The organism is Pinisolibacter sp. (assembly GCF_036782435.1).
In the GTDB taxonomy this organism is placed as follows: Bacteria; Pseudomonadota; Alphaproteobacteria; order Rhizobiales; family Ancalomicrobiaceae; genus CALBKH01.
In genome coordinates, this window is record NZ_DAIPZB010000069.1 from 1 (window position 1) to 18,085 (window position 18,085).

Sequence of the window (18,085 nt, forward strand, 5' to 3'; positions counted from 1 at the left end):
ACATTCGGACGCCGACGGGAATCGCCGGGCGCGAATTTCAAAACGGCCTCTGAGGCACGTCCCCCGCCGCCGCCTCGCGCCCCCGAGGCGGCGGCCTTCTCCCGATCCCGCGACCGACCTCGAACCGACGGATGCTCCCGATGACCCGACTGCCCTCCCCCCGCGCCGCGACCGAACGCTTCGCCACGCTGCCGGCGATCGGCGGCGTCGGCTTCAAGCCGCAGCATTTCGACGACATCCTCGCCGACCCGCGCGGCGTCGGCTTCTTCGAGATCCACGCCGAGAACTACTTCGGCGCCGGCGGTCCGCCCCATCGCCGCATCGCCGCCCTGCGCGAACGCTTCCCCCTGTCGATCCACGGCGTCGGCATGTCGATCGGCGGCGCCGCCCCGCTCGACCGCGACCATCTCGCCCGTTTCGCCACCTTGGTGGGCCGCTATGAGCCCGAATCGGTCTCCGAACACCTCGCCTGGTCGACCCACTCCGGTTTCGGCTTCCCCGACCTCCTGCCGCTGCCGTTGACCGAGGAGACGCTCGACCGCGTCGTCGAGCACATCGACGAGGTGCAGACCGCCATCCGACGGCCGATGCTGCTCGAGAATCCCTCGACCTATTTCCGCTTCGCCGCGAGCACCATCCCCGAGGCGGAGTTCATCGCCGAGGTGGCGCGCCGGAGCGGCTGCGGCCTCCTCCTCGACGTCGCCAACGTCGACGTCTCGGCCACCAACCACGGCTTCGATCCGATGTCCTATCTCGACGCCTTCCCGCTCGACCGCGTCGCCGAGATCCATCTCGCCGGCCGTTTCGAGACCGAGGACGAGGCCGGGCATCCACTCTTCGTCGACGCCCACGGCAGCCCCGTCGCCGATCCGGTCTGGCGCCTCTACGAGGCCGTCGTCGATCGCATCGGCCCGGTCGCGACCCTCATCGAGCGCGACGACGATATTCCCTCCTGGGACGTACTGGCGGCGGAAGCGAACCGCGCCACCACGATCATGAACCCCACCCGAGCCGCCGCGGAGGCCCACGCCGATGCCGCATGAGATCACTCACGCCGCCACGCAGGCGGCCCTCGCCGCCGCCATCCTCGACACCGACCTGCCGCCCCCGGCGGGCCTACTCGGCCGCGACGGCGGCCCGGTCGGACGGCGTTTCGCCGTCCACCGCGCCACCACCACCTTCGGCCTGATCGGCGCGCTCGCCACTCGCTACCCCGTCACCGAGAAACTGCTCGGCGTCGACACCTTCGCCGATCTCGCCCGCGCCTTCCTGGCCCACGACCGGCCGCCGACCGCCCTGCTCCTCGACTGGGGCGAGGCACTGCCGGACTTCGTCGAAACCCTCGGCGATCTCGCCGAGTGGCCCTTCCTCGCCGACGTCGCTCGTCTCGAGGTCGCCTGGACCCGCGCCCATCACGCCGCCGAAGCCGACCCGATCGGCCTCGACGCTCTCGTCGGCCTCGCCCCGGAGGACCTCGCCGCGGCGCGAGCGACGCTTCATCCGAGCGCGAATCTCTTCGCCTCGGCCTTCCCCATCGCGACCCTGTGGGCCTCGCAGCAGGACGGCGCCGACGGCGACGCCGAGATCGACTGGTCGGCCGAGGCCGTCCTCGTCGTCCGTCCGCACGCCGACGTCCTGCTTCATCGCCTCACGCCGGCGGCCCACGCCTTCGTCGCCGCCCTCGCCGCCGGCCACGACGTCACCGACGCCTCGCTCGCCGCCGCGGAGACCGACCCCGGCTTCGACGCCGGCGCCCATCTCGTCGGCCTCGTCCGCCTCGGCACCGTCGTCGCCATCGAGGCCAACCCCGATGCGGAGACCGCCCCATGACCGCCACCGACCTCGCCGCCCGCCCCGCGACCCCGATCGCCCGGCTGATCGGCCTTCCCGCCCGCCTCGTCGACGCCCTCGGCGAGACCCCGCGCGACCTGTCGCGTCTGGCGCTACGCGTCGCCGTCGCCGTGCCGTTCTTCTGGTCGGGCCTGACCAAATGGGACGGTTTCGGCAAACTGTCGGCCGGCGCGATCTACCTCTTCACCGAGGAGTTCCGGCTGCACCTCTTCGGCACCGAGATCGCCTATCCCTGGCCGAAGCTCGTGGCTGCGCTCTCCGGCACCGGTGAGATCGTCCTGCCGATCCTGCTGGTCCTCGGCCTCGCCACCCGTTGGGCGGCGCTCGGCCTCCTCGCCATGACCGCGGTGATCCAGCTCACCGTCCCCGACGGCTGGGCCAATTTCCATCTGCCCTGGGCGGCGATGGCGCTCGCCATCCTGGTCTACGGACCCGGTCGGGCGTCGCTCGATCGGGTCCTCTTTCGCGAAGCGACGCGTCGCGGCGATCACTGAGCCGGCCCGCCGACGACGCCGTCACGCCGCCACGGACTCGTCGTCGATGATCCAGCGATCACGCCCGGCGTTCTTCGCCCGATAGAGAGCGCGGTCGGCGCGCGTGACCGCGGAGCCCCAGGAATCCGGGTCGCCCGCATGCGCCACCGCGCATCCCATCGAGACGGTGACCCGTCCGACCGGCGAGCCGGCATGGGGGACCGCGATCCGCGCCACCCCGCCGGCGAGACGCCCGAGGAAGATCACGAGTTCCGGACCGGCGAGCCCCGGCGCGGCGACCGCGAACTCCTCGCCACCCATCCGCGCGATGATGTCCTCGGGACCGCGCAACTGTCCGGCCAGCGTCTGGGCGACGGACCGCAGGCAGGCATCGCCGCGCGGATGACCGTAGCGATCGTTGAACGCCTTGAAGTGATCGATGTCGATCATCACCACCGCCAGCGGCCGACCCTCCGCCCGGCAGTACGCCAACAGCGGATCGAACCGCTCCTCGAACCCGCGCCGATTGGTGATCGAGGTGAGCGGGTCGAGCGTCGACAACTCCCGCAGTTCGTCGGCCCGGCGTCGGGTCGCGTCCGCGGTCCACTGCTCGCGAGTCAGATAGAGGAAAGCCCGCCGCTCGTCGTGGTCGCTGCGGTAGTTGGCGTAGAGCGTCATCGCCGAACAGGCGATGACCAGCATCGACGCCATCAGCCAGACGTCGAGCGGCACCTCCGGTCGAAGCGACAGCGTCGCCAGGAAGACGACGAGCGACAGCGCCGTCACCGTCAACGCCTGCCGGAACAGCAGGCGCAACATCGAATTCGCCACCACCGGCACGAAGATGAAACTCATCATCTCGTAGTGGACGCGCGGCGCCTCGCCGACGAAATAGGTCATGCAGACGCCGACGGCGGTACCGACGAGGCTTCCGACCAGGACCCCGTCCACCGTGCGATGGAGCCGCGAGGAGGCGATCACGACGAGGACGCCGACGACGAAGAGGTCGATGCCGAAATAGAGGCGGAGTTTGGCGGCGAGCGCCTCCCCGTCGAGGGTCGCCATCACGGCGGCAGTGTAGAATTGAAGAATGGCCAGCCCGATGCCGCCCGCGACCAGCGCCGTTCGCCGCCGCCCTGCCGAGGTGACGCTGCGATAATGCTCCTCGAGCGCCGGCGTGAAGGTGACCGCGCCGAACGGACGCTCGATGTTTGTCCGAACTTCGTCGATGAGCTCATCGTCGCGCATGGGAACGAAACCCGCCGGAAGGTCTCCTCGGCACCGCGGAGCGCCGTCGCATCGAATCGCGCGTCGCCCCTGCCCTCCGGGCAACGCTAATCGGGATCCGACCGGATCGCCAGCACGTATGCCCGTTTGGCGAGCATGCCTCATCGAAGGGCGATCGACGCCCGTTCCCGCCACACTCGACGCGGGCGCCCCCGGGCAAAGAAAAACGGCGAAGATCCGCCGTTCGCAATCGAAGGAATTTGGTGGCGGGGGGCGGGATCGAACCGCCGACCTGAGGGTTATGAATCCTCCGCTCTAACCATCTGAGCTACCCAGCCGACGGGGGGACAATTAGTTTCGCCCCGCGCCCCTGTCAAGCGACGGAATGGCGTCCGCGCCTGAAGCTCGATTCCGATCGCTGGAACAAAGAGTTGCGAGAGGTCCGAGGGCGTCTCGTCGGACCCGCGGCCGCCATCTCCGAGTGACGTCCCGTCAGGCGACGGCGATCGTTCGACCGGGTCGGGGCGAGCGCCGACACGCGTCCCGCGGCCGGACCGCCGAAGAACCCCGTCGCATTCCCTCCCGGGCTCGCGCCGAATGCCGGCGGCTCGCCGCCGCGCGATCATGTCCGCGGTCCGAAGGTTCGGCTCAGGCGGCCCTGCGCCGCAGCCGCGCCACGGTGAAGAGCCCGAGGAAGCCGAGACGGCGGATCTCCACCGTCTCGAAGCCGGGTCGGCCGAGAATGCGCGAGATCGGGAAATCGGGCCGCCAGCCGAGCTTCTTGGTGAGCGGTGTCAGCCAGCCTTCGACCAGCTTGTAGATGCCGCCGTCCGAAGCGAAATGCGAGACGATGATCGCCTCGCCGCCCGGCCGGGTGACGCGCTCGACCTCGGCCATGACGGCGTCGGGGTGCGGCACCACGGTGATGGTGTACATCACCGCCACCGTGTCGAAGGAAGCGTCGGGGAAAGCCAGACGCGTCGCGTCCATCTCGAGCAGATCTTCGACGTTGGTGAGCTTCTCGTCGGCGACGCGCTTCTTCGCCACCGCCAGCATGTCCGGCGAAATGTCGATGCCGGTGACGCTCAGGTTCGACCCGTAACGCGGCAGCGCCAGGCCCGTGCCGACACCCACCTCGAGCAGCCGCCCCGAGCGGCGGTTGATGATCTCTTCCGCCGCGCGACGGCCGGCCTCGAAGACCTTGCCGAACACCCAGTCGTAGATCGGAGCCCAGCGCGAATAGGCGGCGAGAACCGCCTTCTCGTCGAGCCGCGGCGAGGCCTCGCCGGTCGGATCGATACCCAGCGCCCTGTTGTTCTTCGCCTGATGCGCAACGGCCCCGTGGCCGTCGGATCCCTCGTCGTACATTCGCTTTCGAAGCCTCACTCGGCGGCCGCCACCGCGCCGCGCTTCTCTTCACCGATGACCGTGTCGGCCGAGGTTCCTCGTCCGACCCGCGCGATCGTTCCTCCGCCGAGCACCCGCGCCGCACCTTCCCCGGCGTCGTAGAACACCGCCGCCTGGCCGGGCGCGACCCCGTGTTCGCCCTCGATCAACTCGACCGTCACCCCGTCCGCATCGTGGAAGAGCAACGCCGGCTGCGGCGCCCGGGTCGAGCGCACCTTGGCCCAGATCTCCAGACCCTCGGCCGGAATCGCCTCGATCGGTTCGTCGCCGAGCCAATTGACCTCACGCAGATGAAGCCTGCGTGTCATCAGCGCCTCACGCGGGCCGACGACCACTCGCCGCCGATCGGCGTCGAGATGGACGACGTAGAGCGGCTCGCCGACCGAGACGCCGATGCCGCGCCGTTGGCCGACGGTGAAGCGGATGATGCCCTCGTGGCGGCCGAGCACCCGGCCGTCGACATGGACGATCTCGCCCGGCTCGACCGCATCCGGCTTCAGGCGTTCGATCACCTCGGCGTAGCGCCCCGACGGCACGAAGCAGATGTCCTGGCTGTCGTGCTTGTCGGCGACCGGCAGCCCGAGCGACCGGGCGATCTCGCGTGTCTCGCTCTTCGGCAGGTTGCCGAGCGGAAAGCGCAGGAAGTCGAGCTGGTCCTGGGTGGTGGCGAAGAGGAAGTAGCTCTGGTCGCGATCGAGATCGACCGGCCGGAAGAGCCCACGGTGACCGCTGGGAAGCAGCCGCGAGGCGACGTAGTGGCCGGTCGCCAACGCTTGCGCCCCGAGCGAGCGCGCCGTGTCGAGGAGGTCGTGGAACTTGACCGTCTGGTTGCACGCGACGCAGGGCACCGGCGTCTCGCCGGCGAGGTAGCTCTCGGCGAAGCGGTCGATCACCGCCTCCTGGAAGCGGTCCTCGTAGTCGAGCACGTAATGAGGAATGCCGATCGCCTCGGCCACCCGACGCGCGTCGAGGATGTCCTGGCCGGCGCAACAGGCGCCCTTGCGATGGGTCGCCTCGCCGTGGTCGTAGAGCTGCAGCGTCACGCCGACCACATCGTAGCCCTCGCGCTTCAGGAGCGCGGCGACGACCGAGGAATCCACCCCGCCGGACATCGCGACGACGACACGCGTGTCTTCGGGACGACCGGGAAGGTCGAGGGAATTCGACATGAGAAGGCGGAACCTCGGCGACGAACCATCAGACGGCGAACAGGCGGCCGACGCCGGGCTCACGGCGTGGCCCGACTATACCCGAGCCGCGCTCGGCACGAAACCCGGGATCGGCAGCTCCTGCCGCGCTCGGCAGACCCTGCCGGGTCCGGGGATCGTTGCATGACGTCAGATAGGGTGCGATCGCCGCCGGTCAATCGGCCGGGCCGCGACCCGACGGCCGAATTCCGCCCTCCGGCCGCCACCACGACGATTTCGGCGGCGGCGTTCCGGGAACTGGCCCCCTTCTTGCGATTTCGTCCGCGACAGAGCCGCGTTTCGAGGTTCAGGAGGAAGAGTTTGCCCAGCGTCGACCCGATCGCCCCGTCGATGACCTCCCTCACGGCGGGAAACACCGGCGCCGCCACCTTGTTCGGCGGAGCCACGCTTCCGCCGGCGACGGGTCTCTTCGCCGCGTTGATGAATTCGACGGCCGACGGTCTCGCCACCGCGACACCCTCGCTGCCGCCGCCGTCGTCTTCCTCGCCGATCGCCGCGCCCCCCACCCGCATCGCGACTTCGACCGTCGCCGTCGACCCGACCATCGCCGCGAACCCGGTCCGGCCGGTCGTGGCGACGCCCGCGACCGTCGCCGAGACGCTCGGATCGACCATCGCGCCGACATCCACCGCGACTGCCGCGGCGACCACCACCGCTCCCCAGGCGGAGGCGACCGCCGCCGAACCGACCGCCACGGCGGATGCCGATCTCGCCGGCGCCCTCGCCGTCCTCGCCGGTGTCGCCACGCCGCTTCCGGCCGTCGCCGCCGTCCTCGCCGGTGTCGCCACGCCGCTTCCGGCCGTCGCCGCCGCCCTCGCCTCGCCCGCCTCGCTCGGCGCCGCCGCCGACGGACGCTCGCACACCACCGACCCCACCGGTGGCGTCGGCGCTCCGACGGCCGTGGCCGACCACGCTTCACCCCTCGTCGCCGCCTCGACCGGCACCGCGGCCTCCGCTGTGGCGACGGTCGCGGCATCCGCCACGGCGACCGACACGAGCGTCGTTCCGAGCCCCACCCCGAGCGACGGAAATGCCGCCGCCGCGGCCTCTCGGGCGACCACCCCGACCATTTCCCCGGCGGTCGCAACGGCCGTCTCGCCGACCGTCGCCCCCTTCGCTTCCACCGGTAGGAACCCCGCCGCACCGACCACCGTCGCGCCGGCGCTCGATCCGCGCCTTCCCTCGGCGATCGCCGCGGCCGTCGCCGGAGCCGAACCGACCACGACGACCCCGGCGGCGCTGCGGCGCTTCACCGCCACACGGGCGAGCATTCCGGCCACCCCGGCCGCGACGACCATCCCTGCCGCGGTGACCTCGGCGGTCGATCCGACCACCGCTACGAACCCGGTCCGCTCGACCGTTCCGGTCGCTCCGACCACCGCCACGAACTCGGCCCCGTCGACCGCTCCGGCCCCATCGGCGCCGTCGGTGACATCGGCGGTTCCGGCCGAGACGTTCGGCGACGCCGAGACCGCGATCGCGTCCCCCGACGCGAGCACCGACACCGCGACGCCGACGAGAACGGAGCGGATCACCACGGCCGAACCCGCCCCGACCCTGCAACATTTCGCTGCGCCGACGACCTCCCGGGTCGCCGCGCTGCAAGGCGGGACCGTCTCCACGCCCGCCGCACAGCCGGCCGCCCCGACCTCGCTCGCGACCGCGGCCTCGACGACGCGCACCGCCGCGAACAACCCGGAAGCCCCGTCCGCCGCCGCGACCGCCGATCGCGCCTCGACCGTCGACCCGACTCCGGCCGCCGCCGCACCGGCGGCCTCCACCGAACAGCTCGCCGGCATCGCCGCCGCCGACGGTCTGCACCGCGGCGCCGCGACCGCGACCACCTCCGTCCCGTCGCGCGACGCGACGACCGATGCGACCCGGTCGGTCCCCCTCGCCCAGGTCCCGGAGACCATCGCCACGCAGAGCCGCGCCGGTCACTCCCGGTTCGACATCCGCCTGTCGCCGGCCGAACTCGGCGGGGTCGACGTGCGCGTCGAAGTGCGCTCTTCCGGCGAAGTGCGCGCCCATCTGGTGGTCGAACGCACCGAGACCCTCGATCTGATGCTGCGCGATCAGCGCAACCTCGAACGTTCGCTCGCCGACGCCGGTCTCGACGTCTCGTCTTCCGGTCTGCAGTTCTCCTTGAAGGAACAGCCGAGCGGCCAGAGCGGCCAGGGCTGGCGCACCTACGACGAGGCCGCGACCCGTACCGAGCGCCCGGCCGCCGACGAGGACGAGGCCGCGTCCGTCGCGCCGGTCGCCGCTCTCGCCTATCGCGCGGCCCGTGCCGGAGGTGTCGACCTCAGGGTCTGAAACCGTACCCGCCGACGCGTCCCCCGCGCCGGCGCCCCGCCTTCGTGATGCGTTGAACTTCGGGAGGGATCCCCCGTGTCGATCAGCTCCGTCGCCGCTTCGTCCAACTCGTCGTCGTCCTCCTCGGACATGTCGGCGCTGTCGGGCAACTACCAGATGTTCCTGCAGCTCCTGGTCACCCAGCTGCAGAACCAGAGCCCGCTCAACCCGACCGATGCGACCGAGTTCACCAACCAGCTCGTCCAATATTCGTCGGTCGAGCAGCAGATCAAGATGAACTCGACGCTCACCGATCTGAAGACCCAGTTCGCCATCCAGAGCGCCCTGTCCTTCCTCGGCTACGTCGGCAAGACCGTCACCGTCGACAGCTCTACCACGGCGTTGAAGGACGGCGTCGCCACCTGGAACTTCAACGGATCCGCCGCCAGCTCGGCCGCCGAGATCAAGATCTACGACGCCGACGGCAACGTCGTCTATTCCACCACCGAGAAACTCGCCGCCGGTGACGGCAAGTTCGAGTGGAAAGGCGAGACCGACACCGGCGGCATCGCGCCGGCGGGCGACTACAGCATCGTCATCAGCGGTAAGGACGCCTCCGGCAAAGCCGTCACCTACAAATCCGAGACCACCGGTGTCGTCGACCGGATCGACTTCACCGGCTCGACGCCGATGTTGTCGATCGGCGGCCAGTTGATCAGCGCCTATCTGGTCAAATCGGTGTCGTCGACCAGCTGAGCGGCCGGCTCGACCCGCCCGGGCGGATCGTGAGCGCCGGATCGGAGATGTCCGATTCCGGCGCTTTTCCGCGCTCTTTAGCCTCTTCGTCGGGATCGTGAGAGAAAAGAATCACGTCGGCGGCGACGTTTAGCCATATTTTAAGGCGGCGGCCCTACTCTCGCTTTCGATGTGATCGCATCGAATGTGTGAGAGTACGATGACCGATCAGTTCAGACCGCGTGTGAAATACGTCATAGGCCCGGACGGAAGTCCTCTGACCATCGCAGACCTGCCTCCGCAGGGAACGAAGCGTTGGGTGATCCGTCGCAAGGCAGAAGTCGTCGCAGCCGTGCGCGGGGGACTGCTGTCCCTCGAAGAGGCCTGCAATCGCTATACGTTGACAGTCGAAGAATTCCTCGCTTGGCAGCATTCGATCGACCGCCATGGTCTCGCCGGACTGAGGACGACGCGCATCCAGCAATACCGTCAGTGACGCCCCTTCGGGGATCCGTCGTGTGAAGGGGGTCGACCGCGAGGTCGGCCCCTTCTCTTTTTCCGCTCCGCTCCCGGCACGAACCCCGACACGGCCGCCGGGCCGTTACCTCGACCCGGCAATTTTCGCCGATCCGTCGACGCATTCTTCACCGCTTCCGCCGATTTTTCACCGCCCGACCCGCCGGTCGTGTCGCATCCGGACGCGTCGTTAACCTCCCGTTTACCATCCGCTGGGAAATTCTTGCCCAGTGGTTCGCCGTGGAGATTCTCCCGTCCCCACCGGGCTCCTCGCCGGTGGACCGCTCGGCCCTCGCCGATACCCCGGATCCGTCCGGCGGAAGGGCCCCGTCGACGCCACACCCGGAATCCCGGGTCGAGCCTCCCCCGGGCCCGACCCACCCACTCTGCGACACGAGGACCCCCGACCCGTGAACGGCGCCCTGGAGTTCCTGCAGAAACTCGGTCCGGCGAGGCTCGCCGCGATGGCGGTCGTCGCCGCGGTGACGCTCGGCTTCTTCGCCTTCATCGCCATGAAGGTGTCGCAGCCGGCGATGGCCCCGCTCTATTCCGATCTGTCGGTCCAGGACTCGGCCGCCATCGTCAAGGATCTCGAGACTCAGGCGATCCCCTACGAGCTGCGCCAGGAGGGCGCCCAGATCCTGGTGCCCAAGGACAGGGTGCTGCGCCTCCGCATGAAGCTCGCCGAGAAGGGCGTTCCCGCCGGCGGTTCGGTCGGATGGGAGATCTTCGACAAGTCGGACGGCCTCGGCACCACCTCCTACGTCCAGAACATCAACCACCTGCGCGCCCTCGAAGGCGAACTGTCGCGCACCATCCGCGCCATCGATCGGGTCCAGACCGCCCGCGTCCACCTCGTCATCCCCGAACGCCAGGTCTTCCAGAAGGACAAGCGCGACCCCACCGCCTCGATCGCCCTGAAGCTGCGCGGCGCCCTCGACCCCGCTCAGGTCCGCGCCATCCAACATCTGGTCGCCGCCGCCGTCGAAGGCATGAAGCCGTCGCGGGTCTCGGTCGTCGACGAGACCGGCCGGCTTCTCGCCTCCGGTCAGGGCGAGGACGCCGAGGGGCTCGTCGCCTCGTCGCTGCAGGAGCGCACCTCCGCCTTCGAGCAGCGGATGGAGAACCAGATCGAATCGATCGTCGCCTCGGTGGTCGGCCAGGGCCGCGCCCGCGTCCGCGTCTCGGCGACCCTCGACTACAACCGCGTCACCCAGACCTCCGACACCTGGGACCCCAACGGTCAGGTCGTCCGCTCGACCCAGACCAAGGAGGAGAACTCCACCAACGTCTCCGGCGACAAGTCGGTGACCGTCGCCAACCAGGTGCCCGGCGGCACCCAGGACCAGGGCAAGGGCTCCGACAAGGAAGCGTCCAACACCTCCGAGGAGACGGTCAACTACGAGATCTCGCGCACCAGCCGCACCGAGGTGCTGGAGGCCGGCCGCATCAAGAAGATCTCCGTCGCCCTGCTGGTCGACGGCGTCTACGCCTCCACCGCCAACGGTGAGGTCGCCTACCAGCCGCGCCCCCAGGCCGATCTCGATCGCATCGCCGCGCTGGTGAAGTCGGCCGTCGGTTTCGATCAGGCGCGCGGCGATCAGGTCGAGGTGGTCAATCTCCGCTTCGCCGAGGCGCCCGCCTCGCTGCCGCTCGAGAACCAGAAGACCGGCTTCGCCGCGCTCTTCGACTTCGGTCGCGAGGACATGCTGCGCCTCATCGAACTCGGCGCGCTGGTGGTGATGACGCTCCTCGTCCTGCTCTTCGCCGTCCGTCCGCTGATCAACCGCATGATGGCGCCCGAACCGGCCCTCGCCGGCGCCGGCGCCGGCGGCGCGCTCGTCCCCACCGGCGACGGCCACGCGCTGGAGAACCTGCTCTCGACCGTCGCCGGCGAAGGCGGCGGCGGGAACTCGGCCGGTGGCGCCGCCGGCGGCGCGGCCGGCGAGGAACCCGGGGTCCATCCCACCCATATGCGGCTCGAGGAGGCCAAGGCCCTCGGCGCGGTGCAGGCGGGATCGATCCTGAAGATCGGCGAGATGGTCCAGCAGAGCCCCAACGAAGCGGCGATGATCATCCGCTCGTGGCTCACCGAAGCGGCGTGAGGTGGAGATGGCGGTTCCGGCACGCAGCACCAATTCCGGCGGGGCACCCAGCCTCCAGATCAACGCGGGCGAAACCTACCGCGAACTGGTCGGCGCCGAACGCGCCGCCGTGCTGCTTCTCGCCCTCGGTGAGGAGCACGGCCGCGAAATCTGGCAGCGTCTCGACGAACTCGAAGTGCGGCAGATCTCCCTCGCCATGTCCAAGCTCGGCCCGGTGTCGCCGGAAATGCTGGAGCATCTCTTCGTCGACTTCGTCACCAAGCTGTCGTCGAAGGGCTCGCTCACCGGCAACTTCGACAGTACCGAGCGCATCCTGATGTCGTTCCTGCCGCCCGAGCGGGTCAACGCCATCATGGAGGAGATCCGCGGGCCCGCCGGCCGCAACATGTGGGAGAAGCTGTCGAACGTCCAGGAGAACGTCCTCGCCAACTATCTCAAGAACGAATACCCGCAGACCGTGGCGCTGGTGCTCTCCAAGATCCGCTCCGATCACGCCGCCCGCGTCCTCGCCATCCTGCCGGAGGAGTTCGCCCTCGAGGTCGTGAACCGCATGCTGCGCATGGAGGCGGTGCAGAAGGAGGTTCTCGACAAGGTCGAGCAGACGCTGCGCATCGAATTCATGTCGAACCTGTCGCACACCTCGCGCCGCGACGCCCACGAGCTGATGGCCGACATCTTCAACTCCTTCGACCGCCAGACCGAAGCCCGCTTCATCACGGCGCTCGAGGAGGAGAATCGCGAGAGCGCCGAGAAGATCAAGTCGCTGATGTTCACCTTCGAGGATCTCGGCAAGCTCGACGCCGGCGGCATGCAGACTCTCCTCCGCAACGTCGAGAAGGACAAGCTCGCCATCGCCCTCAAGGGTGCCTCGGAGAGCTTGCGCGACTTCTTCTTCGCCAACATGTCGACACGCGCCGGCGCCATGCTCAAGGAGGACATGGAGGCCCTCGGCCCGGTCCGACTGCGCGACGTCGACGAGGCGCAGGGCATCCTGGTCAACGTCACCAAGGACCTCGCCGCCAAGGGCGAGATCATGGTCTCCAAGTCGAAGGGAGAGGACGAACTCGTCTACTGACGGGTTCGCGAACGCCATGGCAGCACCCGCCCGCTTCCTCTTCGATCTCGACTTCACCCGGCCGGAGGCCCCGCCCGCGCCGGTCGAACCGCCGCGCCCGCAGATCGACCTCGACCAGCATCTCGCCGAGATGGTGGCGCTCGAGGATCGCGTCCGCGCCGAAGCCTACGAGGAAGGCCGCCAGGACGGCTTCGTCGCCGGCCGCGCCGACGTCGAGGCCCGCGCCGCCGAGCGCCTCGCCGACGAGGCCGCCGCGCTGGCGAGCGCCGCCCGCACCCTGCTCGGCGCCCTCGACGCCGATCGCCTCGCCATCGAACGCCGCGCCGTCGATCTGGCGCTGACCGTCGCCCGCCGCCTCGCCACGACGCTGGTCGACCGCGAGCCGCTCGCCGAGATCCGCGCGCTCCTCGCCGACTGCCTCGGGCCGCTGCGCAAGGCGCCGCATCTCGTCGTCCGCCTCGCCGCCGAGGACGCCGACGGGCTGAAGCCCCACGTCGACCGGATCGCCCGCGAGACCGGCTTCGACGGTCGCATCGTCATCCTCGGCGAGGACGACGTCGTCCGCGGCGATTGCCGCATCGAATGGGCCGACGGCGGCATCCTGCGCGACACCGCCCGCCTCGAGGCCGAGATCGATTCCGCCATCGACCGCTGGTTCGCCGGCCGCGCCGCCACGAGCCGCGCGCCGCTCCACACCGATCCCGTCGCCGCCGACGACACCGACGCATCCGGGAAGGAAGCGCCATGAGCACGCCCGCCGAAGATCCCACCCGCTCGGGCCTCGCCCTCGACGACATGGGGGCCGCGTCCAACGGACGCCGCCTCGACGACGACGTCGCCGTCGCCCACGCCGCCGCCGAGCTCGAGGCGGTGTTCGACGTCCCGGTGAAGGTCTCCGCCGTGCTCGGTCAGGCGCGCATGCAGGTCTCCGACCTGCTCAAACTCGGCCAGGGCACGGTGCTCGAACTCGACCGCAAGGTCGGCGAAGCGATCGACATCTACGTCAACAACCGTCTGGTGGCGCGCGGCGAGGTCGTGCTGGTCGAGGATCGACTGGGCGTGACCATGACCGAGATCATCAAGTCGGACAAATGAGGGACATCGCATGAGGCTCCTCATCGTCGGAACACTCGGTGGCCAATTGGCCGTCGCCTCGCGCATCGCCATCGAACGTGGCGCCGGCGTCACCCATGCCGAGTCGATCGACGTGGCGCTGAAGACCCTGCGCTCCGGTCGCGGCGCCGATCTGATCATGATCGACGTCGTCCTCGACGTCGCCGATCTCATCGGCCGCCTGGAGAGCGAACTGATCCACGTGCCGGTGGTCGCCTGCGGCGTCGCCTCCGATGCCCGCGCCGCGGTCGGCGCCATCCGCGCCGGCGCCAAGGAATACATCCCCCTGCCGCCCGACCCGGACCTCATCGCCGCGGTGCTCGCCGCGGTGACCGAGGACGGACGCGACCTCATCGTCCGCGACGAGGCCATGGCCCGCGTCGTCCGCCTCGCCGATCAGGTCGCCCCGTCGGAGGCCTCGATCATGATCACCGGCGAGAGCGGCACCGGCAAGGAGGTGCTGGCCCGCCACCTCCATCGCAAATCGAACCGTTCGGCCAGGCCCTTCATCGCCGTGAACTGCGCCGCCATCCCCGAAGCCCTGCTCGAGAGCGAACTCTTCGGCCACGAGAAGGGCGCCTTCACCGGCGCCGTCGCCCGCCGCATCGGCAAGTTCGAGGAGGCCGACGGCGGCACCCTGCTGCTCGACGAGATCTCCGAGATGGACCTGCGCCTGCAGGCCAAGCTGCTGCGCGCCATCCAGGAGCGCGTCATCGACCGCGTCGGCGGCTCACGCCCCGTCCCCGTCGACATCCGCATCCTGGCGACGTCGAACCGCAACATGGCCGAGGAGGTGCGCAAAGGCACCTTCCGCGAGGACCTGCTCTATCGCCTCAACGTCGTCAATCTGAAGATCCCGCCGCTGCGCGACCGCCCCGCCGACGTCCAGGCGCTGGCCGATCACTTCGTCGAGCGCTACGCCAAGGCCAACGGCCTGAAGCCGCGCCCGATCGACCCGGATGCCCGCCGCGAACTCGTCCGCGCCCGCTGGCCCGGCAACGTCCGCGAACTCGAGAACTGCATGCACCGCGCCGTGCTGCTGGCGGTGGGCGACACCATCGGCCTCGACGCCCTGCGCACCCCCGACGGCTCGCGCCTCGACGAGGCCCACGGCACCGCCGGCGCCGCCCCGCCGAAGCCCGGCGACGCCGCGGTGCGCCACGTGGCGGAGACCGCGGAAGCGGTCACCCGCGCCCTCGTCGGCCGCACCGTCGCCGATGTCGAACGCCAGCTCATCCTCGACACCCTCGGCTCGACCCTGGGCAACCGGACGCATGCCGCCAACATCCTCGGCATCTCGATCCGCACGCTCAGGAACAAGCTCAAGGAATACGGCGACGACGGCTTCGACATCCCGCCCCCCGGCGGCGGCGTCGAAGCGGCGTGAGGCGAAGTCGAGCCGCCTTCCGATCGCTTCTCCTCACGGGAGCCGCATCTCGTCCCGCTCCGCCCCGACCGGGCGCTTCGTCGTGTCCGAAGGACGCATCGCCGGGGCGGCCGTACCGGACGGTGACGCTCGTTGGCGAAGTGCGCGGCGGCGGGCGCGGTGGGCTCCACCGAGGTCGGAGCGCCACGCCCCGAGACGGCACGATCTCTTTACTTCGCGTTAACCATACGATGGGCAAGAATTGCCGCGTCGCGTTAACCCACGTCGCCGGGCTCGCCCCCGACGACGGTACGACCCCGAAGAGGACGCTCGCGTGACCGGAAGTCTGCAGATCATCGCCACCCTCGTCGCGGCCCAGGTGGTTCTGAACCTGTCGCCGGGCCCGAACATGCTGCTCGTCGTCCATGCCGCCGCCCACGATCGACGCCTCGGCTACACCGTCGCCGCCGGGATCTGGCCGGTCGGCATCCTCTGGGCGGTCGCCGGCCTCGCCGGTCTCGGCACCCTGCTCACCGCCGTCCCGGGTCTGGCCGATGCGATGCGCTTCGCTTGCGGTCTCTATCTCGTCTGGCTCGGCGCGAAGGCCATCCGCCGCTCTCACGCCCCCGCATCGATCTTCACCGCCGTCACCGAACCGATGACCCGTGCCGAGGCCTTCCGCGCAGGCATCCTCACCAACATCACCAACCCGAAGTCGGTCGGCTACTACATGTCGATCTTCGCCGCGACCGGCGCCTACGGCCTCTCCGTCGGCGAACAGGCGCTCGCCGTGGCGATGATGCCGACCATCTCCTTCCTGTGGAACGTCGTGCTGGCGACCTTCGTGTCGAGCCGCCCCGTCGCCACCGTCCTCGATCGTGGCCGCTCGTGGTTCGATCGCATCGCCGGCCTCACCATGATCGGCTTCGGCGCCAAACTCCTCGCTTCGCGCAGCTGAGCCCCCCTCTCGACGGCCGCGACGTGCTCGCGCTCCTACGGACAGAAGTCCTCCGGGGTTGCGCGTATCATCGCCTTCTCCGGGTCTCGGGGAGGGGAACCACGATGGATTTCATGTACGTCCTGCTCGTCGTCGAGGTTTTCTTCCTCGTCGCCATGGGGCTGGTGCTGTGGAAGGTGCTGGCGGCGATGAAGCGCCGCGCCGGCGGCTCCTCCACCGGTTGGTCGGCGCTGGAGGCCGCCTGGGGCGTCACGGAGGCGCCGAAGGACCCGATCACCACCCGCGCCAACCTGATGGTCGGCAAGGTGTTGTGGCGCAACTGCGTGGTCGTCGGCATCGATCCGCGCGGCCTGCATCTCGCCGTGAAGGTCCCGATCTTCGGCGGTTTCGGCAAGACCCCGGTGCGCATCCCCTGGACCGCCTTCCACGATCCCGAACCCGCCCGCCTCTTCTGGGCCGACGCCACGATGTGGCGCCTCGGCACCCCGGAAGTGGCGACGATCACCCTGCCGGGCGATCTGGAATCGCGCCTCGACATCGCCGGGCATGCGCTCGGCGGCCGAAAGCCGGGGCTCTGAGCGCGCCCGCGGCGGCGGACGAGAGCCGGGACCATCGGCGGGCGAAGATGTCCGCTGTCGTCGTGACCGCGGCCGGCGTGGCGTTTCAGCCGCGATCCACGCCGCGTCGCCGCCGTCCGAACCCTTCCGAGGCCGCCGCCGGACGACCGACACCGAGACCGGCGCGCGCCGCGATCACCCCGGTGTCGGGCGGTGGGAGTGCGGCACCGCTGCCGGCGAGCGCCGCCCCGATCCGTCGGAAGAGGCCGCGCACCGCCCCGAGGATCCCGCCCTCTTCGGCGGCGTCGTCGTCCGTCTTCCCGACGAGACGGTGCCGTATCCGCCGCACGACCATCGACAACCCCCACGACACGAGACCGGCCAAGAGGAGTTTGTCCAAGCCGATCAGGTTCATCTCGGAGAGATGCAGGCCGAGCCGCAACGGTTCCGCGGGGTAGTAGGACGCGCGAAAGGTGTCGCCCGGCGACCTGTGTTCCGGCTTCGCGAGATAGAGCGGCGCCGCCGCGGTGATGGCCCGACCTTGGGCCCCGACGAAGGTGACGTCGAGGGCATCGATCACCTGTCGACCCGTCTCGCCGGTGTCGCTGCAGGCCGGTGCCGTCGGCAGGGCGGCGTTCCGATCGACACCCGGATCGAGGCAGCGTCTGGTCCGCCCGACGATCGTCACCGTCGTGTCGACCAGTCCGTCGTCGTAGAGGCGGTACCGGTCGGCCAGGAAGAGAATCGTCGACAGGACGAGGAACATCGCCACGATCGCCAGGATCTGCTGGATCGGCGCCAGGAGCATCGACAGCGTGCGCCCGAGGAACCGTCCGACCGGGGTGACCGGCCCGCTCTCGCTCGGCTGCGGCCGCCCGAGCAGCGCCAGCACGAAGCGATATCCGAAACTCGCCGCCACTCCGATCATCAAGGCGATGACGATCAGCGGCAGAACCGGCAGCATGGTTGAGAGAAGATGTTGCAGTGACATGGACGACCTCGACCGATGACGGCGCGTCGCCGAGGATGAGACCGCATGATGAAGTTGCGGTTCCGGACCATGCCTATTTTTTCGAGAGACCGTGATCGAGATCAACGAACCGTTTCCGCGCCCCTCGAAGGCGCCGATCTTAACCCCTCGTTAACCCCGCCTAATTCATCGTGGGGCGAGAAACCGGCTGGCGTGGCCCGAATATCGT

17 protein-coding genes and 1 tRNA gene are annotated in these 18,085 nt (G+C 69.7%); 13 read left to right on the forward strand and 5 right to left on the reverse strand.

Features of this window, described 5'->3' with window-relative positions; translation table 11 throughout:
• The first annotated feature begins 140 nt into the window (after positions 1-140).
• The 3 genes from bufB to V7Q42_RS19755 are packed head-to-tail and all read left to right on the forward strand — an operon-like array spanning position 141 to position 2,345.
• Positions 141-1,043 carry an MNIO family bufferin maturase gene (bufB, locus tag V7Q42_RS19745; protein ID WP_333825979.1) on the forward strand — a complete coding sequence of 301 codons (903 nt, stop codon included), beginning with the start codon at positions 141-143 and terminating at the stop codon, positions 1,041-1,043.
• Positions 1,033-1,830, forward strand: coding sequence for a DNA-binding domain-containing protein (locus tag V7Q42_RS19750; RefSeq protein WP_333825980.1), 798 nt, complete (start codon positions 1,033-1,035; stop codon positions 1,828-1,830). Before bufB ends, V7Q42_RS19750 begins: the two co-directional genes overlap by 11 nt.
• Entirely contained in the window at positions 1,827-2,345 is a 519-nt protein-coding gene (locus tag V7Q42_RS19755; RefSeq protein ID WP_333825981.1) for a DoxX family protein, read from the forward strand. The genes V7Q42_RS19750 and V7Q42_RS19755 overlap by 4 nt, the downstream gene beginning before the upstream one ends.
• Before the next feature lie 21 nt (positions 2,346-2,366).
• Here the strand turns inward: V7Q42_RS19755 and V7Q42_RS19760 are convergent, their stop codons facing one another.
• The 4 genes from V7Q42_RS19760 to mnmA form a co-directional block, all read right to left on the reverse strand.
• Positions 2,367-3,572 carry a GGDEF domain-containing protein gene (locus V7Q42_RS19760; RefSeq protein WP_333825982.1) on the reverse strand — a complete coding sequence of 402 codons (1,206 nt, stop codon included), beginning with the start codon at positions 3,570-3,572 and terminating at the stop codon, positions 2,367-2,369.
• 240 nt (positions 3,573-3,812) lie between these two features.
• Positions 3,813-3,889: transfer RNA gene (locus V7Q42_RS19765), tRNA-Met, on the reverse strand.
• A 310-nt stretch (positions 3,890-4,199) separates the two neighbouring features.
• Positions 4,200-4,919: a class I SAM-dependent methyltransferase gene (locus V7Q42_RS19770; protein WP_333825983.1), complete on the reverse strand. Its 720-nt coding sequence runs from the start codon at positions 4,917-4,919 to the stop codon at positions 4,200-4,202.
• A 14-nt stretch (positions 4,920-4,933) separates the two neighbouring features.
• Entirely contained in the window at positions 4,934-6,127 is a 1,194-nt protein-coding gene (gene mnmA / locus V7Q42_RS19775; protein WP_333825984.1) for a tRNA 2-thiouridine(34) synthase MnmA, read from the reverse strand.
• Between the two features lie 339 nt (positions 6,128-6,466).
• Between mnmA and V7Q42_RS19780 the strand changes: the two genes are divergently transcribed.
• The 10 genes from V7Q42_RS19780 to V7Q42_RS19825 all read left to right on the forward strand — a co-directional run bounded on the left by V7Q42_RS19780 (position 6,467) and on the right by V7Q42_RS19825 (position 16,907).
• On the forward strand, positions 6,467-8,482 hold the full coding sequence (locus V7Q42_RS19780) for a flagellar hook-length control protein FliK (protein ID WP_333825985.1): 2,016 nt from the start codon (positions 6,467-6,469) through the stop codon (positions 8,480-8,482).
• Between the two features lie 75 nt (positions 8,483-8,557).
• Positions 8,558-9,217 carry a flagellar hook assembly protein FlgD gene (locus V7Q42_RS19785; protein ID WP_333825986.1) on the forward strand — a complete coding sequence of 220 codons (660 nt, stop codon included), beginning with the start codon at positions 8,558-8,560 and terminating at the stop codon, positions 9,215-9,217.
• A gap of 199 nt (positions 9,218-9,416) precedes the next feature.
• Positions 9,417-9,692, forward strand: coding sequence for a CtrA inhibitor SciP (gene sciP, locus V7Q42_RS19790; protein ID WP_333825987.1), 276 nt, complete (start codon positions 9,417-9,419; stop codon positions 9,690-9,692).
• 430 nt (positions 9,693-10,122) lie between these two features.
• Positions 10,123-11,817, forward strand: a complete 1,695-nt coding sequence (fliF, locus tag V7Q42_RS19795) for a flagellar basal-body MS-ring/collar protein FliF (RefSeq protein ID WP_333825988.1) — start codon at positions 10,123-10,125, stop codon at positions 11,815-11,817.
• A 7-nt stretch (positions 11,818-11,824) separates the two neighbouring features.
• Positions 11,825-12,892 carry a flagellar motor switch protein FliG gene (fliG, locus tag V7Q42_RS19800; RefSeq protein WP_333825989.1) on the forward strand — a complete coding sequence of 356 codons (1,068 nt, stop codon included), beginning with the start codon at positions 11,825-11,827 and terminating at the stop codon, positions 12,890-12,892.
• Positions 12,893-12,908: 16 nt separating this feature from the next.
• Complete coding sequence (locus V7Q42_RS19805; RefSeq protein ID WP_333825990.1) at positions 12,909-13,640, forward strand: FliH/SctL family protein; 732 nt, start codon at positions 12,909-12,911, stop codon at positions 13,638-13,640.
• 47 nt (positions 13,641-13,687) lie between these two features.
• Positions 13,688-13,987: a flagellar motor switch protein FliN gene (gene fliN, locus V7Q42_RS19810; RefSeq protein WP_333825995.1), complete on the forward strand. Its 300-nt coding sequence runs from the start codon at positions 13,688-13,690 to the stop codon at positions 13,985-13,987.
• A gap of 10 nt (positions 13,988-13,997) precedes the next feature.
• The gene (flbD, locus tag V7Q42_RS19815) at positions 13,998-15,392 is read left to right on the forward strand and encodes a sigma-54-dependent transcriptional regulator FlbD (RefSeq protein ID WP_333825991.1); all 1,395 of its coding nucleotides are present in this window, start codon (positions 13,998-14,000) and stop codon (positions 15,390-15,392) included.
• 313 nt (positions 15,393-15,705) lie between these two features.
• The gene (locus V7Q42_RS19820) at positions 15,706-16,329 is read left to right on the forward strand and encodes a LysE family translocator (RefSeq protein ID WP_333825992.1); all 624 of its coding nucleotides are present in this window, start codon (positions 15,706-15,708) and stop codon (positions 16,327-16,329) included.
• A gap of 104 nt (positions 16,330-16,433) precedes the next feature.
• Positions 16,434-16,907: a hypothetical protein gene (locus V7Q42_RS19825; protein ID WP_333825993.1), complete on the forward strand. Its 474-nt coding sequence runs from the start codon at positions 16,434-16,436 to the stop codon at positions 16,905-16,907.
• Positions 16,908-16,992: 85 nt separating this feature from the next.
• On the opposite strand, the gene V7Q42_RS19830 is transcribed toward V7Q42_RS19825, so the two are convergent.
• Positions 16,993-17,877, reverse strand: coding sequence for a hypothetical protein (locus V7Q42_RS19830; protein WP_333825994.1), 885 nt, complete (start codon positions 17,875-17,877; stop codon positions 16,993-16,995).
• Positions 17,878-18,085 lie beyond the last annotated feature (208 nt).